Below are 16,792 nucleotides of genomic sequence, written 5' to 3'. Positions count from 1 at the left end.
TTGTTGTAACAAACTAAATGTAACAAAAGATATTTTCCTACCTCTGAAAATCACGTTTTGTCACTTTTAGACTAGCCCCTAATCTGTGGTTAGCCCATGTATTAACAGCTTAAAATAGGAATATGTGACACAGATCGTAGGGGCATGTAACTCGTTACATTTAGGCTTATTTCTTCTTTTAGAAGGCACGAAACGTGAAAGAGATCTCTATTTGTTAATTTTTTGTTCTTCATTTTTCTGACGACTAAATGAATTTAGCGTGAAAAATGAGCAGCTATTGAGGCGTGAAAATACAGAGAAATATCAGTAGAAAATTATTTAATGGATAATTAAGCGGCAAAATTGAAGAATAAAAAAAGCACTGTCTAAAATACAGACAGCGCTTTTTTATTATTTTAAGACTTAAATTAATTTAGCTACGGAATTAAATTGGCTGCGGTAGATCGCGTTGGCTGCGATAATCCAAACCTGCGCCAAGTAAAATGCCAAATAAGCTCAGCAATAAGCCAATATTTAACAGCCAAGCCATGATGACTTCAGCACTTAAACCAGAGAGGCTCTCTGCGAGCAGCCCAAGCAGCCATAATGCAATCAGAATGCATCCGATCAACAGTGATTGAGAGGCCAGCTTGTAGGCTCGAGCAAAACGGGTTCGGCGTGAGAATTCACCGGTTGTTTGCGTGTACTCCAAGGTTTTGCGGCAGGCGACTAGCAGCAAGAGTCCAGGAACAGCGGCGACGATTGAGAAAAGATAGAACAACGGCCAGCCATGTAATTCAACAAACCAACCCGCAACCGGCCCTACATAGACACGACCTACGGCTGAAAGCGCCGAGAGCAGGGCGAACTGCGTTGCTGAGAATGACTTGTTACACAACGTCATTAACAATGCGACAAACGCCGCGGTGCCCATTCCCCCGCAGAGGTTTTCGAGAAAAATGGCGCTGCCCATGGTAAGCAGATTTTTATCGGTCACCGCCAGCAGCCAGTAGCCAAAATTGGACACCCCTTGCAAGATACCAAATAGCATCAATGCGCGGAAAAGGGATAAACGCTGCATCAGTACGCCGCCAAACAAAGCACCTACGATGGTGGCAAATAATCCCAGCGTCTTATTGACGATACCAACTTCACCCGCGTCGAATCCGACACCGCGAATCAGAAACGTCGTGCTTAAACTGCCGGCGAAAGCATCACCCATTTTGTACATCACAATGAGCAATAAAATTAGCCACGCATTGTTTCGGCCAAAGAAATCTTTGAGCGGCTCAATTACTGCCTGTTCAAGCGTGCGTGGTGCAGGTGCTGATACCTGAGGTTCTGGCGCAAATAACGTAGCCAATATGCCGATCAGCATTAAGCCCGCCATCAGCCAATAGGTACCTTGCCAGCCAAAATAGCGATCGGCTAACCACAGCGCTAACCCACCGGAAACCAGCATGGCAAGTCGATAACCCAAAACGGAAACAGCTGCGCCGGTTCCACGTTCTTCGGCGCTAAGCAAATCGGTTTTATAAGCGTCGAAGACAATATCTTGGGAGGCTGAGCAGAATGCGACAATGACGGCCAAACCAGCGAGCCACCACAGATGCTGGATAGGATTGAGTAATCCCATGGCAAAAATAGTGATTAGCAGCAGGATTTGCGTGACTAAAAGCCAGCCACGGCGGCGACCAAGGAAAGAAGGCGTATAGCGATCCATCATCGGTGACCAAAGGAATTTAAACACGTAGGCCTGGCCAACCAGTGAAAAGAAGCCAATCGTTTTGAGATCGACGTTGGCAACGGTCATCCAAGCCTGAAGTGTACCGGAGGTTAATGCGAGAGGAAGGCCTGAGGCAAAACCCAACAGTAATAAAATGACCGTGTTACGTTGGGTGAAAATAGCTAAGTTTGAATTAGACATTCAATTGATTCCCATGCACTGCCCAAAGTCGGGCAGTGCGGGGTGAAAACGGTGTATGCCCATTATCATTCGATTGCGCTTTTATCCAACGGTTCGAATGACTCTGAGCATAGAGATTAACGTGCGTTGGCTTTGATGAAGTCGCTGATACTAGTGTCTTGCGCCATGTTAGACACGATATCCGACATAGTATTGTTGACGGCATTAGTGATTTTGCTGTTTGACGCGGTAAATGCACCTTGCTCGTTGTAAACAGAGCGATAGTTTTTCACCTGCTTATTGCCATTTTTCGCCTGTGCGATAATGGAAATATCAGCATTGGTGGTGATGTTGTAACGCAGGTTGCCTTCTTTTACATCGGCATACAGCTGGTTGACTACGATCTGCAAATCAACGGCACCGCTTGGCCCCACCATATAACCGCGCTGGGTCATTTGGTTTTCCAGCACTTCTTGCAGCAAGAAACGCAGGTCGCGTGAAGGTGTTAGCGTGACTAATGCGCCATCGCGATTCACTTTTGCCAGCGCTTTATCTTGGCGAACGTCGGCACCGTTAATGCTGATCGTAATGCCTTGCAAGGTTGGATCCTGCTGCGGCAACGTCATCTTAGGGTTAACGTCTATCGTATTCGAGCTGGTTGCGCATCCGGCCAAAGCGAAAACGGCCAAAAGCGGGAAAAACAGTTTTGTGATCATATTCATCGAGTTAATAACCATTTTTACGTGGGAAGATGCCGTGCTCATCCTTCATCTATGACCGAGTTAAGACTGAGTATGACTAACTGAGTATGACTATGATGAATCAACGGACTTTACGGACAAAATATCCGCCATCATAGCATTGCCATTAGGATGTTGAAGCCCCCAATAAATATTTTTATCTTAAGGATAGTTAAATCACTATCACGGTGGCATTTTGCCTATCTGCTTAAACATTAAACTGACTTTCCATGCCACCCATTTGAATGATAGACAGAAATTTTTTATAAGTTACGCTACGCAAAACACGATAAAAATGTTTCGTAGCGGCGTTAGTTGCGAAAAAACAGCTACGCTTAACGTTAAGATGTGTTTTTCAATTGGGCGTTTGTCCGCGCCTAATACGGGTTGTCACTGATAAATAACGGTGACGGCTTAGCGGTTCCGAGAGGGAAATACATTCCATTAAGAGCAGCGCTCTTTCTGCCGATGCAGTATGAGGGGATATCTTATGATGAGAGAACAGATAGAAGCAAAGTTACGCGCCGCGTTTGAACCTTTCTATCTTGAGGTGGTTGATGAAAGCTATCGCCATAACGTACCGGCAGGTTCTGAAAGTCACTTTAAAGTTGTCATGGTTAGCGATCGTTTCCAAGGTGAGCGCTTCTTGACGCGTCATCGTTCTATATATGGCGTTCTGTCAGAGGAACTGGCTGACGGTGTGCATGCGCTAGCCTTACATACCTACACCCATAAAGAGTGGGAGGCGTTGCAAGATACGGTTCCTGCATCTCCGCCCTGTCGCGGGGCTGGCACCCTAGCCTAAGCTAACTTGCTTAAATAGGCGGCGAAAAGGCAAGTAAATTACCACGAAGGTGGAACTCTTAGCCGTTTTTGCTGTATTAATAGCGTGTTTGACGAGAAACGGCCCGAGTGGCCGTTTCTTTTTGCGTAGCAACTTTATGACTTAGGTGCGCACGCGATTTCGTGACTTTGGCCCGTGGACTTGGTGCTACAACGCTCTAATTTTGTACCCGAGTTGCTGAGGTATCGCTCGAAACTGTGAATCACGCCGCGGACAGTTGGCGTGCGGTTCTCGACTCATTGCTCATGCATCGCTATAATGTCGCGTCTATTTTTTCCTGAATGTATTCGGGACGCTTCTACGCCCAAAGTACTTGATGTTGTTGCTAAGCGGCCAGCGAGTGAATCCCGATGAGCTTACACCGGTAAGTGATTAGGGTGAATAACCGCAGCCAGCACCGTAGCGGCTTCAAGTAAGAAGGGATAAACAGGGAACACGGTTCTGCTGAAAGCGGCCGTCCCGGTTCTGTGAAGTCTGGTTTTCTTCGTTGAAAATGACTTCTGGAGTTGACCGAGCACTGTGATTTTTTGAGGTATAAGATGCAAGTTTCTGTTGAAACCACCGAAGGCCTTGGCCGCCGCGTAAACATTACTGTTGCAGCCGACAGCATTGAAAAAGCAGTAAACAGTGAGCTGGTCAACGTGGCTAAAAAAGCACGTATCGACGGCTTCCGTAAAGGTAAAGTGCCAATGCACATTATCTCTCAGCGTTATGGCGCTTCTGTTCGCCAGGACGTTCTGGGCGATCTGATGCAGCGTAACTTCGTTGATGCGATCATCAAAGAAAAACTGAACCCAGCTGGCGCGCCTAACTATGTACCAGGCGAATACAAACTGGGCGAAGACTTCTCTTTCGCAGTTGAATTCGAAGTTTACCCAGAGATCGAACTGAAAGATCTGGAAAGCATCGAAGTTGAGAAACCAGTTGTTGAAGTCACTGATGCTGACGTTGACGCGATGCTGGACACTCTGCGTAAGCAGCAGGCGACTTGGACTGCAACCGAACGTGCAGTTGAAGCTGAAGACCGCGTCACCGTAGATTTCACCGGTTCTATCGACGGCGAAGTTTTCGAAGGCGGCAAAGCCTCTGATTTCGTTCTGGCAATGGGCCAGGGTCGTATGATCCCAGGTTTCGAAGAAGGCATTCTGGGCCACAAAGCGGGTGAAGAATTCGCTATCGAAGTGACCTTCCCAGAAGATTACCACGCTGAAAACCTGAAAGGTAAAGCGGCTAAATTCGATATCGTTCTGAAGAAAGTTGAAGAACGTGAACTGCCAGAATTCACCGAAGAATTCATCAAACGTTTCGGCGTTGCTGATGGCTCTCTGGACGGTCTGAAAGCTGAAGTGCGTAAAAACATGGAACGCGAACTGAAAGGCGCGGTACGTAACCGTATCAAGTCTCAGGTTATCGACGGTCTGGTTAAAGCAAACGACATCGACGTTCCAGCTGCACTGATTGACGGTGAAGTTGACGTTCTGCGTCGTCAGGCTGCACAGCGTTTCGGTGGCAACGAGAAACAAGCTCTGGAACTGCCACGTGAACTGTTCGAAGAGCAGGCTAAGCGTCGTGTTGTTGTTGGTCTGCTGCTGGGCGAAGTTATCGCTAAGAAAGAGCTGAAGGCTGACGAAGATCGCGTTAAAGCGCTGATCGAAGAGATGGCTTCTGCATACGAAGATCCAAAAGAAGTGATCGAGTTCTACAGCAAAAACAAAGAGCTGATGAACAACATGCGTAATGTTGCTCTGGAAGAACAAGCTGTTGAAGCACTGCTGGCTAGCGCTAAAGTGTCTGAAAAAGCGACCAACTTCAGCGAACTGATGAACCAGACTCAGGCTGCGTAATATTGCTCTGAACGGCTTATTCGTTCCGAAGTAATAAAAACCTTCGCTCTTGGGCGAAGGTTTTTTTATGGGAAAAGGTTTATTTCTTTGATTACTGTCCCCAAATATTGGCTAAGTGTCTAACCTATAACAACAGACACAGACAGTTGGGCATGGTCAACGATGGTCAACGATGGTCAACATAGTTTATCTACAGTAGAATCAAAGCAAATAATGCCAAAGTGATTTCTATAGGAGACGGTTAATGTCATACAGTGGCGAGCGTGATTTAGCACCGCACATGGCTTTAGTGCCAATGGTTGTTGAACAGACTTCGCGTGGCGAACGTTCATACGATATTTTTTCCCGTCTGTTGAAAGAACGAATCATCTTCCTGACTGGTCAGGTTGAAGATCACATGGCAAATCTGATCGTGGCTCAGATGCTGTTCCTCGAAGCAGAAAACCCAGAGAAAGATATCCATCTTTATATCAACTCACCGGGTGGCGTCATTACTGCGGGCATGTCAATTTATGACACCATGCAGTTTATCAAACCAGATGTGAGCACCATCTGTATGGGACAAGCGTGTTCCATGGGCGCGTTTCTGCTGACTGCTGGGGCGAAAGGTAAGCGTTTCTGCCTGCCAAATTCACGCGTGATGATTCACCAGCCGTTGGGTGGTTTCCAAGGGCAGGCGACGGATATCGAAATCCACGCCAAAGAAATCCTGAAAGTTAAAGCTCGTATGAATGAGCTGATGGCAAAACATTCAGGTAAATCGCTCGAAGAGATCGAGCGTGATACCGAACGTGACCGCTTCTTGTCAGCGGACGAAGCTGTAGAATACGGCTTGGTTGATTCGGTAATGACTCACCGCGGCTGATTGTGTCAGACTACGGCCTAGATTCAGGACGTCTGTGGAACCAAACGCATACGCTATTATCTCGTCCAACCGCCGATAGCGTGACTATCATGTTACGGCGGGTTGCCGATATACTATAGTGAATATAAAGCGTGGAGCGATGCTCGCATCGCGCTAATGGGTTGCATAGACTACGCTGATAGACCGTTTTGCGCAGATTGGTCGCACTGCCGTTGAGCGGTCTTAGCCGTAATAGGCTGATTCGACGGGACAGATACTTAATGAAAGAGGTTTACTGATGACAGATAAGCGCAAAGACGGTTCAGGCAAGCTGCTGTACTGTTCTTTTTGCGGCAAAAGCCAGCATGAAGTTCGTAAGCTGATCGCCGGGCCGTCAGTGTATATCTGCGACGAGTGTGTCGATCTGTGTAATGACATCATTCGCGAAGAGATTAAAGAAGTTGCTCCGCATCGCGAGCGCAGCTCTCTGCCAACGCCGCATGAAATTCGTAACCATTTAGATGATTACGTCATTGGTCAAGAACAGGCGAAAAAAGTCTTGGCAGTAGCGGTGTATAACCACTACAAACGCCTGCGTAACGGCGACAGCAGCAACGGTGTAGAACTGGGCAAAAGTAATATTTTGCTGATCGGTCCAACCGGTAGCGGTAAAACTTTGCTGGCTGAAACGCTGGCACGTTTCCTTGATGTGCCATTTACCATGGCTGATGCGACGACCCTAACCGAAGCGGGTTATGTGGGCGAAGACGTTGAAAATATCATTCAGAAGCTGTTGCAGAAGTGTGATTACGACGTTCAGAAAGCACAGCGCGGTATCGTGTATATCGATGAAATCGATAAGATTTCTCGTAAGTCTGATAACCCGTCTATCACCCGCGATGTTTCAGGTGAAGGCGTACAGCAGGCATTGCTGAAGCTGATTGAAGGTACTATCGCTGCGGTTCCACCTCAGGGCGGCCGTAAGCATCCACAGCAGGAATTCTTACAGGTTGATACCTCTAAGATCCTGTTTATCTGTGGTGGTGCTTTTGCCGGCTTGGATAAAGTGATTGGCCAGCGTGTGAATACCGGCACCGGTATTGGTTTTGGCGCAACGGTTAAAGCATTGTCTGAAAAAGCGACCGAAGGCGAGTTGCTGGCTCAGGCAGAACCAGAAGATTTGATCAAATTTGGTCTGATCCCTGAGTTCATCGGTCGTTTGCCGGTTGTTGCTACCCTGCGTGAGCTGAGCGAAGACGCGCTGATTCAGATCCTGAAAGAGCCAAAAAATGCCCTGACCAAACAGTATCAGGCATTATTTAATCTGGAAGGTGTAGATCTGGAGTTCCGTGACGAAGCCCTGACGGCTATTGCGAAAAAAGCGATGGCGCGTAAAACAGGTGCTCGTGGTCTGCGTTCTATCGTTGAAGGCGCGCTGCTGGAAACGATGTACGACTTGCCATCAATGGAAAACGTCGAAAAAGTGGTTGTCGACGAAAATGTCATTGAAGGTCAGGCGGAGCCAATGCTGATTTATGGTAAACCAGAAGCACAAGCTTCTGGCGAATAATTAGCCAGTAAACTGATGGGTTATCAATAAAATGGGGGATTTTATCTCCCATTTTTTTTTCTGTTGTTGTTTGCGTTGAATCCCTGGTAAACATCCCCATATACTCAGATACAAACTGGGTGAAGCAACAACGTAAAACGGGTTGTAAGATTCCCATAACCTGGCGGAAGCTAAACTAAGAGAGAGCTCTATGAATCCTGAGCGTTCCGAACGCATAGAAATCCCCGTATTGCCTCTGCGCGATGTGGTGGTTTATCCGCACATGGTGATTCCATTGTTCGTGGGCCGAGAAAAGTCTATCCGGTGCCTAGAAGCCGCAATGGATCACGACAAGAAGATCCTGCTGGTCGCACAGAAGGAAGCGTCGACGGATGAACCTGGAGTAAATGACCTTTTCTCTGTAGGTACCGTTGCCTCTATTTTACAGATGCTGAAATTACCCGATGGCACCGTCAAAGTGCTGGTCGAGGGGCTTCAGCGTGCGAAAATCACTACGTTATCTGACAGTGGTGAGCATTTTGCTGCACAGGCTGAATATTTAGAAATTCCAGAAATGGACGAGCGCGAACAAGAAGTGCTGGTTCGTACTGCCATCAATCAGTTTGAAGGCTATATCAAACTGAATAAAAAGATCCCACCAGAAGTGCTGACATCGCTCAACAGTATTGACGATGCGGCTAAGCTGGCAGATACCATTGCTGCACACATGCCGTTGAAGTTAAACGACAAGCAGGCCGTGTTGGAAATGTCAGACGTGACTGAACGTCTGGAATATCTGATGGCGATGATGGAATCTGAAATCGATCTGCTGCAGGTTGAAAAACGTATTCGTAACCGCGTTAAAAAGCAGATGGAAAAGAGCCAGCGCGAGTACTATCTGAATGAGCAAATGAAAGCGATTCAGAAAGAACTGGGCGAAATGGACGATACGCCAGACGAATTCGAAGCGCTGAAGCGTAAAATCGAAGCGGCAAAAATGCCGAAAGATGCGCGCGAGAAAACGGAAGCAGAGCTGCAAAAGCTGAAGATGATGTCGCCGATGTCTGCTGAAGCAACCGTAGTGCGCGGCTATATCGATTGGATGATTCAGGTTCCATGGAATGCGCGCAGCAAGGTCAAAAAAGATCTGAATAAAGCGCAGGAAATTCTGGATACCGATCATTACGGCCTTGAGCGCGTCAAAGACCGTATTCTGGAATATTTAGCGGTTCAGAGTCGCGTTAGCAAAATTAAAGGGCCTATCCTCTGTCTGGTAGGGCCTCCAGGGGTCGGTAAGACCTCTTTGGGTCAGTCTATTGCTCGTGCTACTGGGCGTCAGTATGTGCGTATGGCGCTGGGTGGCGTGCGTGATGAAGCCGAAATTCGTGGCCATCGCCGTACCTATATCGGTTCTATGCCGGGCAAACTGATCCAGAAGATGGCAAAGGTTGGGGTGAAGAACCCACTGTTTCTGCTCGATGAGATCGACAAAATGTCTTCGGACATGCGTGGCGATCCGGCTTCAGCGCTGCTGGAGGTTCTGGATCCAGAACAGAATATCGCGTTCAACGACCATTATCTGGAAGTTGATTACGATCTGTCTGACGTTATGTTTGTGGCAACATCGAACTCGATGAACATTCCTGCGCCGTTGTTGGATCGTATGGAAGTGATTCGTCTGTCGGGTTACACCGAAGATGAAAAACTCAACATTGCGAAACAGCATCTGCTGCCAAAACAGTTGGAACGCAACGCACTGAAAAAAGGTGAGTTGACGGTTGATGACAGCGCGATAAGCGGCATTATTCGCTATTACACTCGCGAAGCGGGCGTGCGTAGTCTGGAACGTGAAATCTCAAAACTGTGCCGTAAGGCGGTAAAAAACCTGCTGATGGATAAATCCGTTAAGCATATTGAGATCAACGGCGACAACCTGAAAGACTTCTTAGGTGTGCAGCGCTACGACTATGGCCGTGCGGACAGTGAAAACCGCGTGGGTCAGGTTACTGGCTTGGCATGGACTGAAGTGGGCGGCGATCTGCTGACGATTGAAACCGCATGCGTACCAGGTAAGGGCAAGCTGACTTATACCGGTTCTTTAGGTGAAGTTATGCAGGAGTCCATTCAGGCTGCGTTGACCGTGGTTCGCGCTCGTGCTGAGAAATTGGGCATCAACCCTGATTTCTACGAAAAACGCGATATTCACGTCCATGTGCCTGAAGGTGCAACGCCGAAAGATGGCCCAAGTGCAGGTATCGCGATGTGTACCGCGCTGGTTTCATGCTTAACCGGCAATCCTGTGCGTGCTGATGTTGCGATGACCGGTGAAATTACGCTGCGTGGTTTGGTGTTGCCTATCGGTGGTTTGAAAGAAAAACTGCTGGCGGCTCACCGCGGTGGAATTAAAACCGTGCTGATCCCAGACGAAAACAAACGCGATTTGGAAGAGATTCCAGACAACGTATTGGCCGATCTGGATATCCATCCGGTGAAACGAATTGATGAAGTTTTAGCCTTGGCGCTGCAAAATTCACCATTCGGAATGGAAGTGGTTACCGCGAAATAGTGATATATCGCATAAACCGCTGATAAAACCTATGCTGGCAGTCTATTTCGGACTTGCCAGCATTTTTTTGTGCAGCTAACTTAGAGCCCTGTCAAATTAGGAAAAGCCGCATCTCATGTGTCTTGCCATGAACTGACAGGATTGATATAACAGCAGCGCAGCCGTACCCTAAGGACAATATTCCAGTACGGCATAAGATTTCTAAAGGGGATGAAAGAGTGAATAAGTCACAACTGGTCGATAAGATTGCCGAAGGCGCAGATATTTCTAAAGCAGCAGCTGGCCGTGCATTAGATGCGATTATTGCGTCTGTTACTGAGTCTTTGCAGAGCGGTGATTCTGTTGCTCTGGTCGGTTTTGGTACTTTTGACGTGCGCGAACGTTCAGCACGTACTGGCCGTAACCCTCAGACAGGTAAAGAAATCAGCATTCCTGCTGCCAAAGTACCTGGCTTCCGTGCTGGCAAGGCTCTGAAAGACGCTGTTAATTAATAACGCGTCCGACTCAACCGTCTGAATTTGTTTGTATGTTATGAACCCACGTGAGTGGAAACAATGAAACATTAGACTGACGTGGCTGAGTTGCTAGGGTAAAATACAAGGCGCATCATAACCGATGCGCTTTTTTTATGGCTAAAGTTTCATGGAAACAGAGCCTTTCCCAGTAGGTCGATTCGGTTAATGGGATAGGTTTTTGATCTTATAGCCCAATTTTATCGTATTACGTGTGCAGTGTTGGCTACGAATCAGATAGACTGAGCCGACAAAAATTACTGTATTACCCACAATCACAGCGGAGTGTTGCCACACTATGATGGACAATTTACGCGCGGCCGCTAATCACGTCGTGCTCAAAATCATCCTGGGCCTAATCATCGTGTCATTTGTTTTGACCGGGGTAGGGGGTTATTTGACCGGCGGTTCCGGTGACTATGCGGCGAAAGTCGATGGTCAGGAAATTAGCCGTGGTCAGCTTGAGCAAGCGGTTCAAAGCGAACGTAGTCGCTTACAGCAGCAATTGGGCGACCAATTTTCAGTGTTGGCAGGTAACGAAGGCTATATGAAAGAGCTGCGCAAGCAGGCTCTTAACCGCCTAATTGATGACACTCTGCTTGATCAGTACGCCAAGAAATTGGGTCTGGGAATTAGCGATGAGCAGGTGAAAGAAGCTATCTGGGCAATGCCTTACTTCCAGACTAACAACCAGTTCGATAATGCTAAATATCTGAACATTATTGCCAATATGGGATTGAGCCCAGATACCTATGCGCAGTTGGTTCGCCAGCAGCTCACCAGCCAACAGCTGATTCAGGCTTACACCGCAACGGGCTTCACGCTGCCGGTAGAAGTTGAAGCGATGGCAGCGCTAACGATGCAGCAACGCGATGTGCGTTTGGCAACGATTGATATCAAAGCGTTGGAGAAAGCTCAGCAGGTTACTGATGAAGAGCTGAAATCCTACTACGAGCAAAACCGAAATAGTTTTATTGCGCCGGAAGAAGTGAAGGTTAGCTATATCGAAATGGATGCCGCGGCGATTCAGGACAAAATTGCCGTTTCTGATGAGGATATCGCAGCTTATTACGATCAGCATAAATCCAGCTACACCCAGCCGGAGCGCAAAGATTACAGCGTTATTCAGGTAAAAACTGAAGCTGATGCTAAAGCGGTATTGGATGAACTGAACGGCGGAGCCGATTTCGCCAAAGTCGCTGCTGAGAAATCTACTGACATCATCTCGCGTAAAAACGGCGGTGAGTTGGGATGGTTAGAACCGGGTACAACGCCAGATGAAATTCTGGGTGCCAAGTTAACCACCAAAGGTCAGCTGTCAGGTGCAGTAAAATCAAGCGTTGGCTACCTCGTTATTCGCCTGAATGACGTGAAACCAGAGCAGGTAAAACCGCTGGCCGAAGTCCGTGCGGATATTGCTACTCAGGTTAAACAGCAGAAAGCGCTGGATGCTTACTATGCGTTACAGCAAAAAGTGAGCGATTCTGCAACCAGCGATAATGAATCACTGGCTGGCGCAGAAGAAGCCGCTGGCGTGAAGGCGACTGAAACTGGCTGGTTCACGCGCGACAGCGTTCCTGCTGCGCTGAACTTCAAACCAGTTACTCAGGCAATCTTCGATGGTTCTCTGATCGGTGAGAATGGCGCACCAGGAAGCAACTCTGATGTGATCAGCGCTGAAGGCGACCGTGCTTTCGTGATCCGTATTTCTGGTCATAAGCCAGAAGGCATTAAGCCGATGGATCAGGTTAAAGATCAAATCACCAATATGGTGAAGCGTCAGAAAGCCATCCAACAGGCACGTAATGAAGGCGACAAGTTACTGAGCGCCTTGCAGTCTGGCAAAGGTGATGAAGCGCTGAAAGCGGCGGGGATTAGCTTTGGAGCAGTACAGACGTTGACGCGTGCCTCTGAGGATCGCCAGTTAGCCGATACCGTGTTTGCCATGGCGCAGCCAAAAGATAACAAACCGGTTTATGGTTTGGCTCAGGATCGCCAAGACAACATCGTTCTGATCCAACTGGACGCGGTTAAGTCGGGTCATTTGAGTAATGAAGAGCTTAAAGCCTTCTCTTCTCAGATGTTGACTGGTGCAACCGGGATTACCTTCGATTCACTGATGGATAATCTGCGTTCAAATGCCAAAATTAAATTAGGCAGCGCAGCGAGCGAAATGCAGTAAGCATCGCAATAAATTTGCATCCTGATGCAATCACAAAAGGCCGCTTATGCGGCCTTTTCCATATCTGGAGAATGGTGTTTGTCATGTTTTTTATCCTGCTGCACTCTGTGTTCGCTGACACACAACAGGAGAATTTCAGCATGAAAAAGCAAAAAATGATGGTGCAATTAATCGGGGTATGGGCTGTGCTTACAGGGGCCTTACTGCTGCCGTTACAGGCTCAAGCGGCGACGACCGCTAAACCAACAACCCCTAGCGTTGAACAAACGCAAAAAGCCACAGATCCTCAACCGGTAAGTAAAGATGCCTCACCGGGTATTGTGGGAACCAGTATCAATATCAATACGGCCAGTGCGGAAGAAATAGCGACGGTGCTCAACGGTGTTGGCCTGAAGAAAGCACAGGCGATCGTGGAATATCGTGAGAAAAACGGGGCCTTTACCCAGATCGAACAGTTAGAAGAGGTGAAAGGAATTGGCGCAGCATTAATCGCACGTAACCGCGATCGTTTAAAATTGTGATCGAGCACAAAATTCAGTGGTCTAACCAGTTTGGTTTTTTAGCGCTCTGCTACTTTCAATAGTGCGCTAAGAATTAAAAATAGCTGAGCAGGCGACTGCAAACATGCAGTCGCTTCAGTCAAATACTGGAAAAGGCCACATGAACGATGAGCAATGCAACCATCATTAAGGTTCGAGGATATCATTTAGATGTCTATCAGCATGTTAATAACGCCCGTTACCTTGAGTTCCTTGAAGAGGCGCGTTGGCAGTGGCTTGAAGACCACGGTGCTTTTGATTGGATGATGAAGGAGGCCATCGCGTTTATGGTGGTGAATCTCAACATCAACTATCGTCGCGGCGCGGTGCTAAATGATGAGCTGGTGGTGGAAAGTAAACTGCATCAGCTTAATGGCCGTAGCGGCGTGTTAAACCAAATCATCACTCGCACTTCGGATAATGAAATTATCATTGATGCTGCTTTAACGTTTGTTTGCACCGATCTTAGAACGCAAAAAGCATTGCCTTTGGAAGGCGCATTACGCGATCGTCTGCTGGAATTGAGCGGAGATAAGTGAAAATCATAAAATGAGCCGCCAATACGAGAATATAGCGGCTCATTGAACGTGATCTTACAGGTTGATGCTGATCGTTTGAGAGATCGAGATACACGGGGCTAGCACACCGCGGGGCGCTCCGGCAGCTAAAGCTGCTACGACCCCATCGGTGTACTTCCCCTAAAATCAGGCTTAAGTGACCAACATTGATCTTACAGACCGGTTTTTTCTTTCAGGCTTGCAGAAACCGCCGCGCGGTTTGCTAAATAATCATTTAGCCCGTGCGAACGCAAATGGCAGGCAGCGCATTCGCCGCAGCCGTCACCTTGAATACCGTTGTAGCAGGTGAGCGTTTCCTGACGAACCAGATCAAGTTTTTGGTAATGATCGGCTAACGCCCAGGTTTCTGCTTTATTCAGCCACATCAATGGGGTTTCGAAACGAACGTCGCGCGCCATGCCTAAGACGATCGCTTTATTTAACGCTTTCACAAATTCGTCACGGCAGTCTGGGTAGCCGGAAAAATCAGTTTCACATACGCCGGTAATTACGGCCTCGGCCTGTACTTGATAAGCATAAATGGCTGCTAAGGTCAGAAACAGAATATTGCGGCCAGGGACAAAAGTATTTGGAATGCCGTCTTCACTTTCGGTTGGAACCGGAATGTTGTCGCGGGTAAGGCTGCTTATCGCTAGTTCGTTAAGCAAACCAACATCGAGTACTTTATGCGCTGATGCGCCAAGCTTAATGGCGAGATCGCGTGCGACGTCAATTTCAGCACGATGGCGTTGGCCATAATCAAAAGTGATGCAATGCACTTCGTCATAACGCTCCAAAGCTTGAATTAGACAAGTTGTGGAGTCTTGACCGCCACTGAATACTACCACCGCGCGTTTCATTGCCTTACCTCTATCAGTCTAAAAAAAAGAGAGGCAGACAATAAATTGTCTGCCATAACGTGGTCTATGGTAACGGCTATGGGAGGAGATGAACAGCTTGACTATTCATCCGTGGGGGCGGGAACCCATGCCCGGCAGAAGTCGAACCACCCATAGGCGGTAAGCGTCACGCCTTCTACGCGAGGAGGCGCACTGATTTGATACTGGTAATTAAACAGCGGCATGATGATGCTTTGCTGCATGAGGTGGGTGTAATAATCTCGCAGGGCATGATGGCGATCCGTTTCATCCGCTAGCTGCTGCACACCATCTAGTACCCTACGGCATTGCTGTTGCTCTTCATCGCTCAATATTGCCTGCCAGAGAACATCAATACGCAGCCAATTCTCCAAGGCCACTTCCGGTGATTCACCGATTAATCTATCGCCTAAAATAATATCGACTTCGTCAAACTGTTCGCTAGATTCCCAACGTTTACCGTCATAAAAACGGACTTCTAGCTTACATCCGGCCTGTGCGAGACGTTCCTGTAGCCGGTCGGAAAGCGCGGTGAGCTCGGCCGGTGGATGGTAAAGCAACGTGAGTTTTGAGGGCAACGACATCGGCTCAAGGGTAGGTTCCGGCAGCGGCCATCCAGACAACATTGCGCTGCTGCGCGCAATCAAACCATTTTCAATCGGGAGATGATTGAGCGTATTTTCTTCTCGAATCAGCGTCGTGAGGTAACGCCTCTGAGCCACTGTAAGTTTTCCGCGCTTCTGGTTGAGAGCGATATAACAAAAACCAACGCTGGTGCTGCGTTGTACCGGACGAACGCTGTCTAATTCTTCATACTGCCCGATGGTTATTTTTACCGGATGCTGGCTGCTGGGGGCTGCTGATGTTTGTTCTGGACTGGATGTAATCCAATATTCAATCGCATGCAGGTAAGGGCGGTGCAGATGATAGCTGCTGTGCTGCTCAAGCCTAATGAGCATGTCTGAAGAGCTGATCTGGCGGAAAGGTCCCGCGCCGATTTCAGGATAATCAGGATGAGGCAAAAGACAGAGTAAATCAGCCAGACGGTGAGCAAGCCAATAGTCGGCACACTTTAAGGTAAAACGAATGCACAGCGCATGAGGCAGAGAAATATCCGCGATGCTGCTCAGAAAACTACCGCAGCGAGGGTGATGGCACAGTTGTTTTAGCCGCTGAACCAACTGTTCTGCAGTGATCGGTTGCCCATTGTGCCAGCGTAAATCGCTGCGCAGTAAAAACTGCCACCGCAGACCATCGGCGCTGATTTGCCAATGATGCGCTAAATCGGGCTGTGGATGTGGATTACCGGTTTCAAAGCGAGTGAGCCCCGCATGGATGGTATGGGCAAGATGTTGTTCGGCGCGTCCGGTTAGTGCTAACGGCTCGATAGGTTCAAGAGTTCGATAGTACGGAATACGTAGCGTAGGAAGATCTGAATCCCATTGCCCACCCAGATGTGGCATAAGCAGTTCATTGAGATGAATGGGATCTCGTTCAGCCAGCTTTAACGCATTTTGATGATCGCCTGCGTTGAGCAGTTGCTGCATCAGATTAGCCCGAAGCTGCTGTTCAGGAATGACGCAGTGCAACCGCGCGCGTTTCCCACGTCCTGCTGTGGCATGCCATTCCAACCATTTCAGCGCCTGAAGTTGGGCTAACAATGTACGCACATGGCGTTCACTACAGCAGAAAACCCCCGCCAGTTCAGCCACGGTTGTTTGAATTGGATCGTCACCAGCAAACTGGTTTAAACGTTGGTATTGGCTAAGCCTCTGTAGCAGACGCATTGCTAAATCCTGAACAATTTTCTTTAATTGTTCACTATTAGTTCCGTAAATGCCACGCCATACTG

13 protein-coding genes are annotated in these 16,792 nt (G+C 48.1%); 9 read left to right on the top strand and 4 right to left on the bottom strand.

The genetic code is table 11. The features are described from left to right. Nucleotides 1-424: 424 nt before the first annotated feature. Nucleotides 425-1,906: a muropeptide MFS transporter AmpG gene (gene ampG / locus RSC70_RS03885; RefSeq protein ID WP_234618594.1), complete on the bottom strand. Its 1,482-nt coding sequence runs from the start codon at nt 1,904-1,906 to the stop codon at nt 425-427. Nucleotides 1,907-2,022: 116 nt separating this feature from the next. After that, the gene (locus RSC70_RS03880; RefSeq protein WP_025799994.1) at nt 2,023-2,601 is read right to left on the bottom strand and encodes a lipoprotein; all 579 of its coding nucleotides are present in this window, start codon (nt 2,599-2,601) and stop codon (nt 2,023-2,025) included. A gap of 499 nt (nt 2,602-3,100) precedes the next feature. Here RSC70_RS03880 and bolA point away from each other — a divergent pair, with 499 nt between their 5' ends. The 9 genes from bolA to RSC70_RS03835 all read left to right on the top strand — a co-directional run bounded on the left by bolA (nt 3,101) and on the right by RSC70_RS03835 (nt 14,044). Then, on the top strand, nt 3,101-3,430 hold the full coding sequence (gene bolA / locus RSC70_RS03875) for a transcriptional regulator BolA (protein WP_172625154.1): 330 nt from the start codon (nt 3,101-3,103) through the stop codon (nt 3,428-3,430). 578 nt (nt 3,431-4,008) lie between these two features. Further along, entirely contained in the window at nt 4,009-5,313 is a 1,305-nt protein-coding gene (tig, locus tag RSC70_RS03870; protein ID WP_332541741.1) for a trigger factor, read from the top strand. A gap of 244 nt (nt 5,314-5,557) precedes the next feature. Then, the gene (gene clpP / locus RSC70_RS03865) at nt 5,558-6,178 is read left to right on the top strand and encodes an ATP-dependent Clp endopeptidase proteolytic subunit ClpP (protein ID WP_025799989.1); all 621 of its coding nucleotides are present in this window, start codon (nt 5,558-5,560) and stop codon (nt 6,176-6,178) included. Between the two features lie 277 nt (nt 6,179-6,455). After that, on the top strand, nt 6,456-7,727 hold the full coding sequence (gene clpX, locus RSC70_RS03860; protein WP_025799987.1) for an ATP-dependent protease ATP-binding subunit ClpX: 1,272 nt from the start codon (nt 6,456-6,458) through the stop codon (nt 7,725-7,727). Nucleotides 7,728-7,917: 190 nt separating this feature from the next. Continuing rightward, a complete protein-coding gene (gene lon / locus RSC70_RS03855) occupies nt 7,918-10,272 on the top strand; it encodes an endopeptidase La (protein WP_040044362.1) in 2,355 nt (784 codons plus the stop codon). A 218-nt stretch (nt 10,273-10,490) separates the two neighbouring features. Then, nucleotides 10,491-10,763 (top strand): nucleoid-associated protein HU-beta, encoded by a 273-nt coding sequence (gene hupB / locus RSC70_RS03850; RefSeq protein WP_008814266.1) that lies wholly within the window; start codon nt 10,491-10,493, stop codon nt 10,761-10,763. Nucleotides 10,764-11,082: 319 nt separating this feature from the next. Then, nucleotides 11,083-12,966: a peptidylprolyl isomerase gene (gene ppiD, locus RSC70_RS03845; protein WP_332541739.1), complete on the top strand. Its 1,884-nt coding sequence runs from the start codon at nt 11,083-11,085 to the stop codon at nt 12,964-12,966. A gap of 140 nt (nt 12,967-13,106) precedes the next feature. Next, complete coding sequence (locus RSC70_RS03840) at nt 13,107-13,487, top strand: ComEA family DNA-binding protein (RefSeq protein ID WP_332541738.1); 381 nt, start codon at nt 13,107-13,109, stop codon at nt 13,485-13,487. A 146-nt stretch (nt 13,488-13,633) separates the two neighbouring features. After that, nucleotides 13,634-14,044, top strand: coding sequence for a YbgC/FadM family acyl-CoA thioesterase (locus tag RSC70_RS03835; protein ID WP_025799978.1), 411 nt, complete (start codon nt 13,634-13,636; stop codon nt 14,042-14,044). Between the two features lie 191 nt (nt 14,045-14,235). On the opposite strand, the gene queC is transcribed toward RSC70_RS03835, so the two are convergent. Together queC and RSC70_RS03825 are read right to left on the bottom strand one after the other, a co-directional pair. After that, nucleotides 14,236-14,922: a 7-cyano-7-deazaguanine synthase QueC gene (queC, locus tag RSC70_RS03830; protein WP_025799977.1), complete on the bottom strand. Its 687-nt coding sequence runs from the start codon at nt 14,920-14,922 to the stop codon at nt 14,236-14,238. Nucleotides 14,923-15,023: 101 nt separating this feature from the next. Beyond that, the gene (locus RSC70_RS03825) at nt 15,024-16,727 is read right to left on the bottom strand and encodes an SgrR family transcriptional regulator (RefSeq protein WP_332541737.1); all 1,704 of its coding nucleotides are present in this window, start codon (nt 16,725-16,727) and stop codon (nt 15,024-15,026) included. Nucleotides 16,728-16,792 lie beyond the last annotated feature (65 nt).

Origin of the sequence: Hafnia sp. (assembly GCF_036648275.1) — a bacterium.
In the GTDB taxonomy this organism is placed as follows: Bacteria; Pseudomonadota; Gammaproteobacteria; order Enterobacterales; family Enterobacteriaceae; genus Hafnia; species Hafnia alvei.
This window is presented reverse-complemented; position numbering and strand designations above follow the sequence as displayed.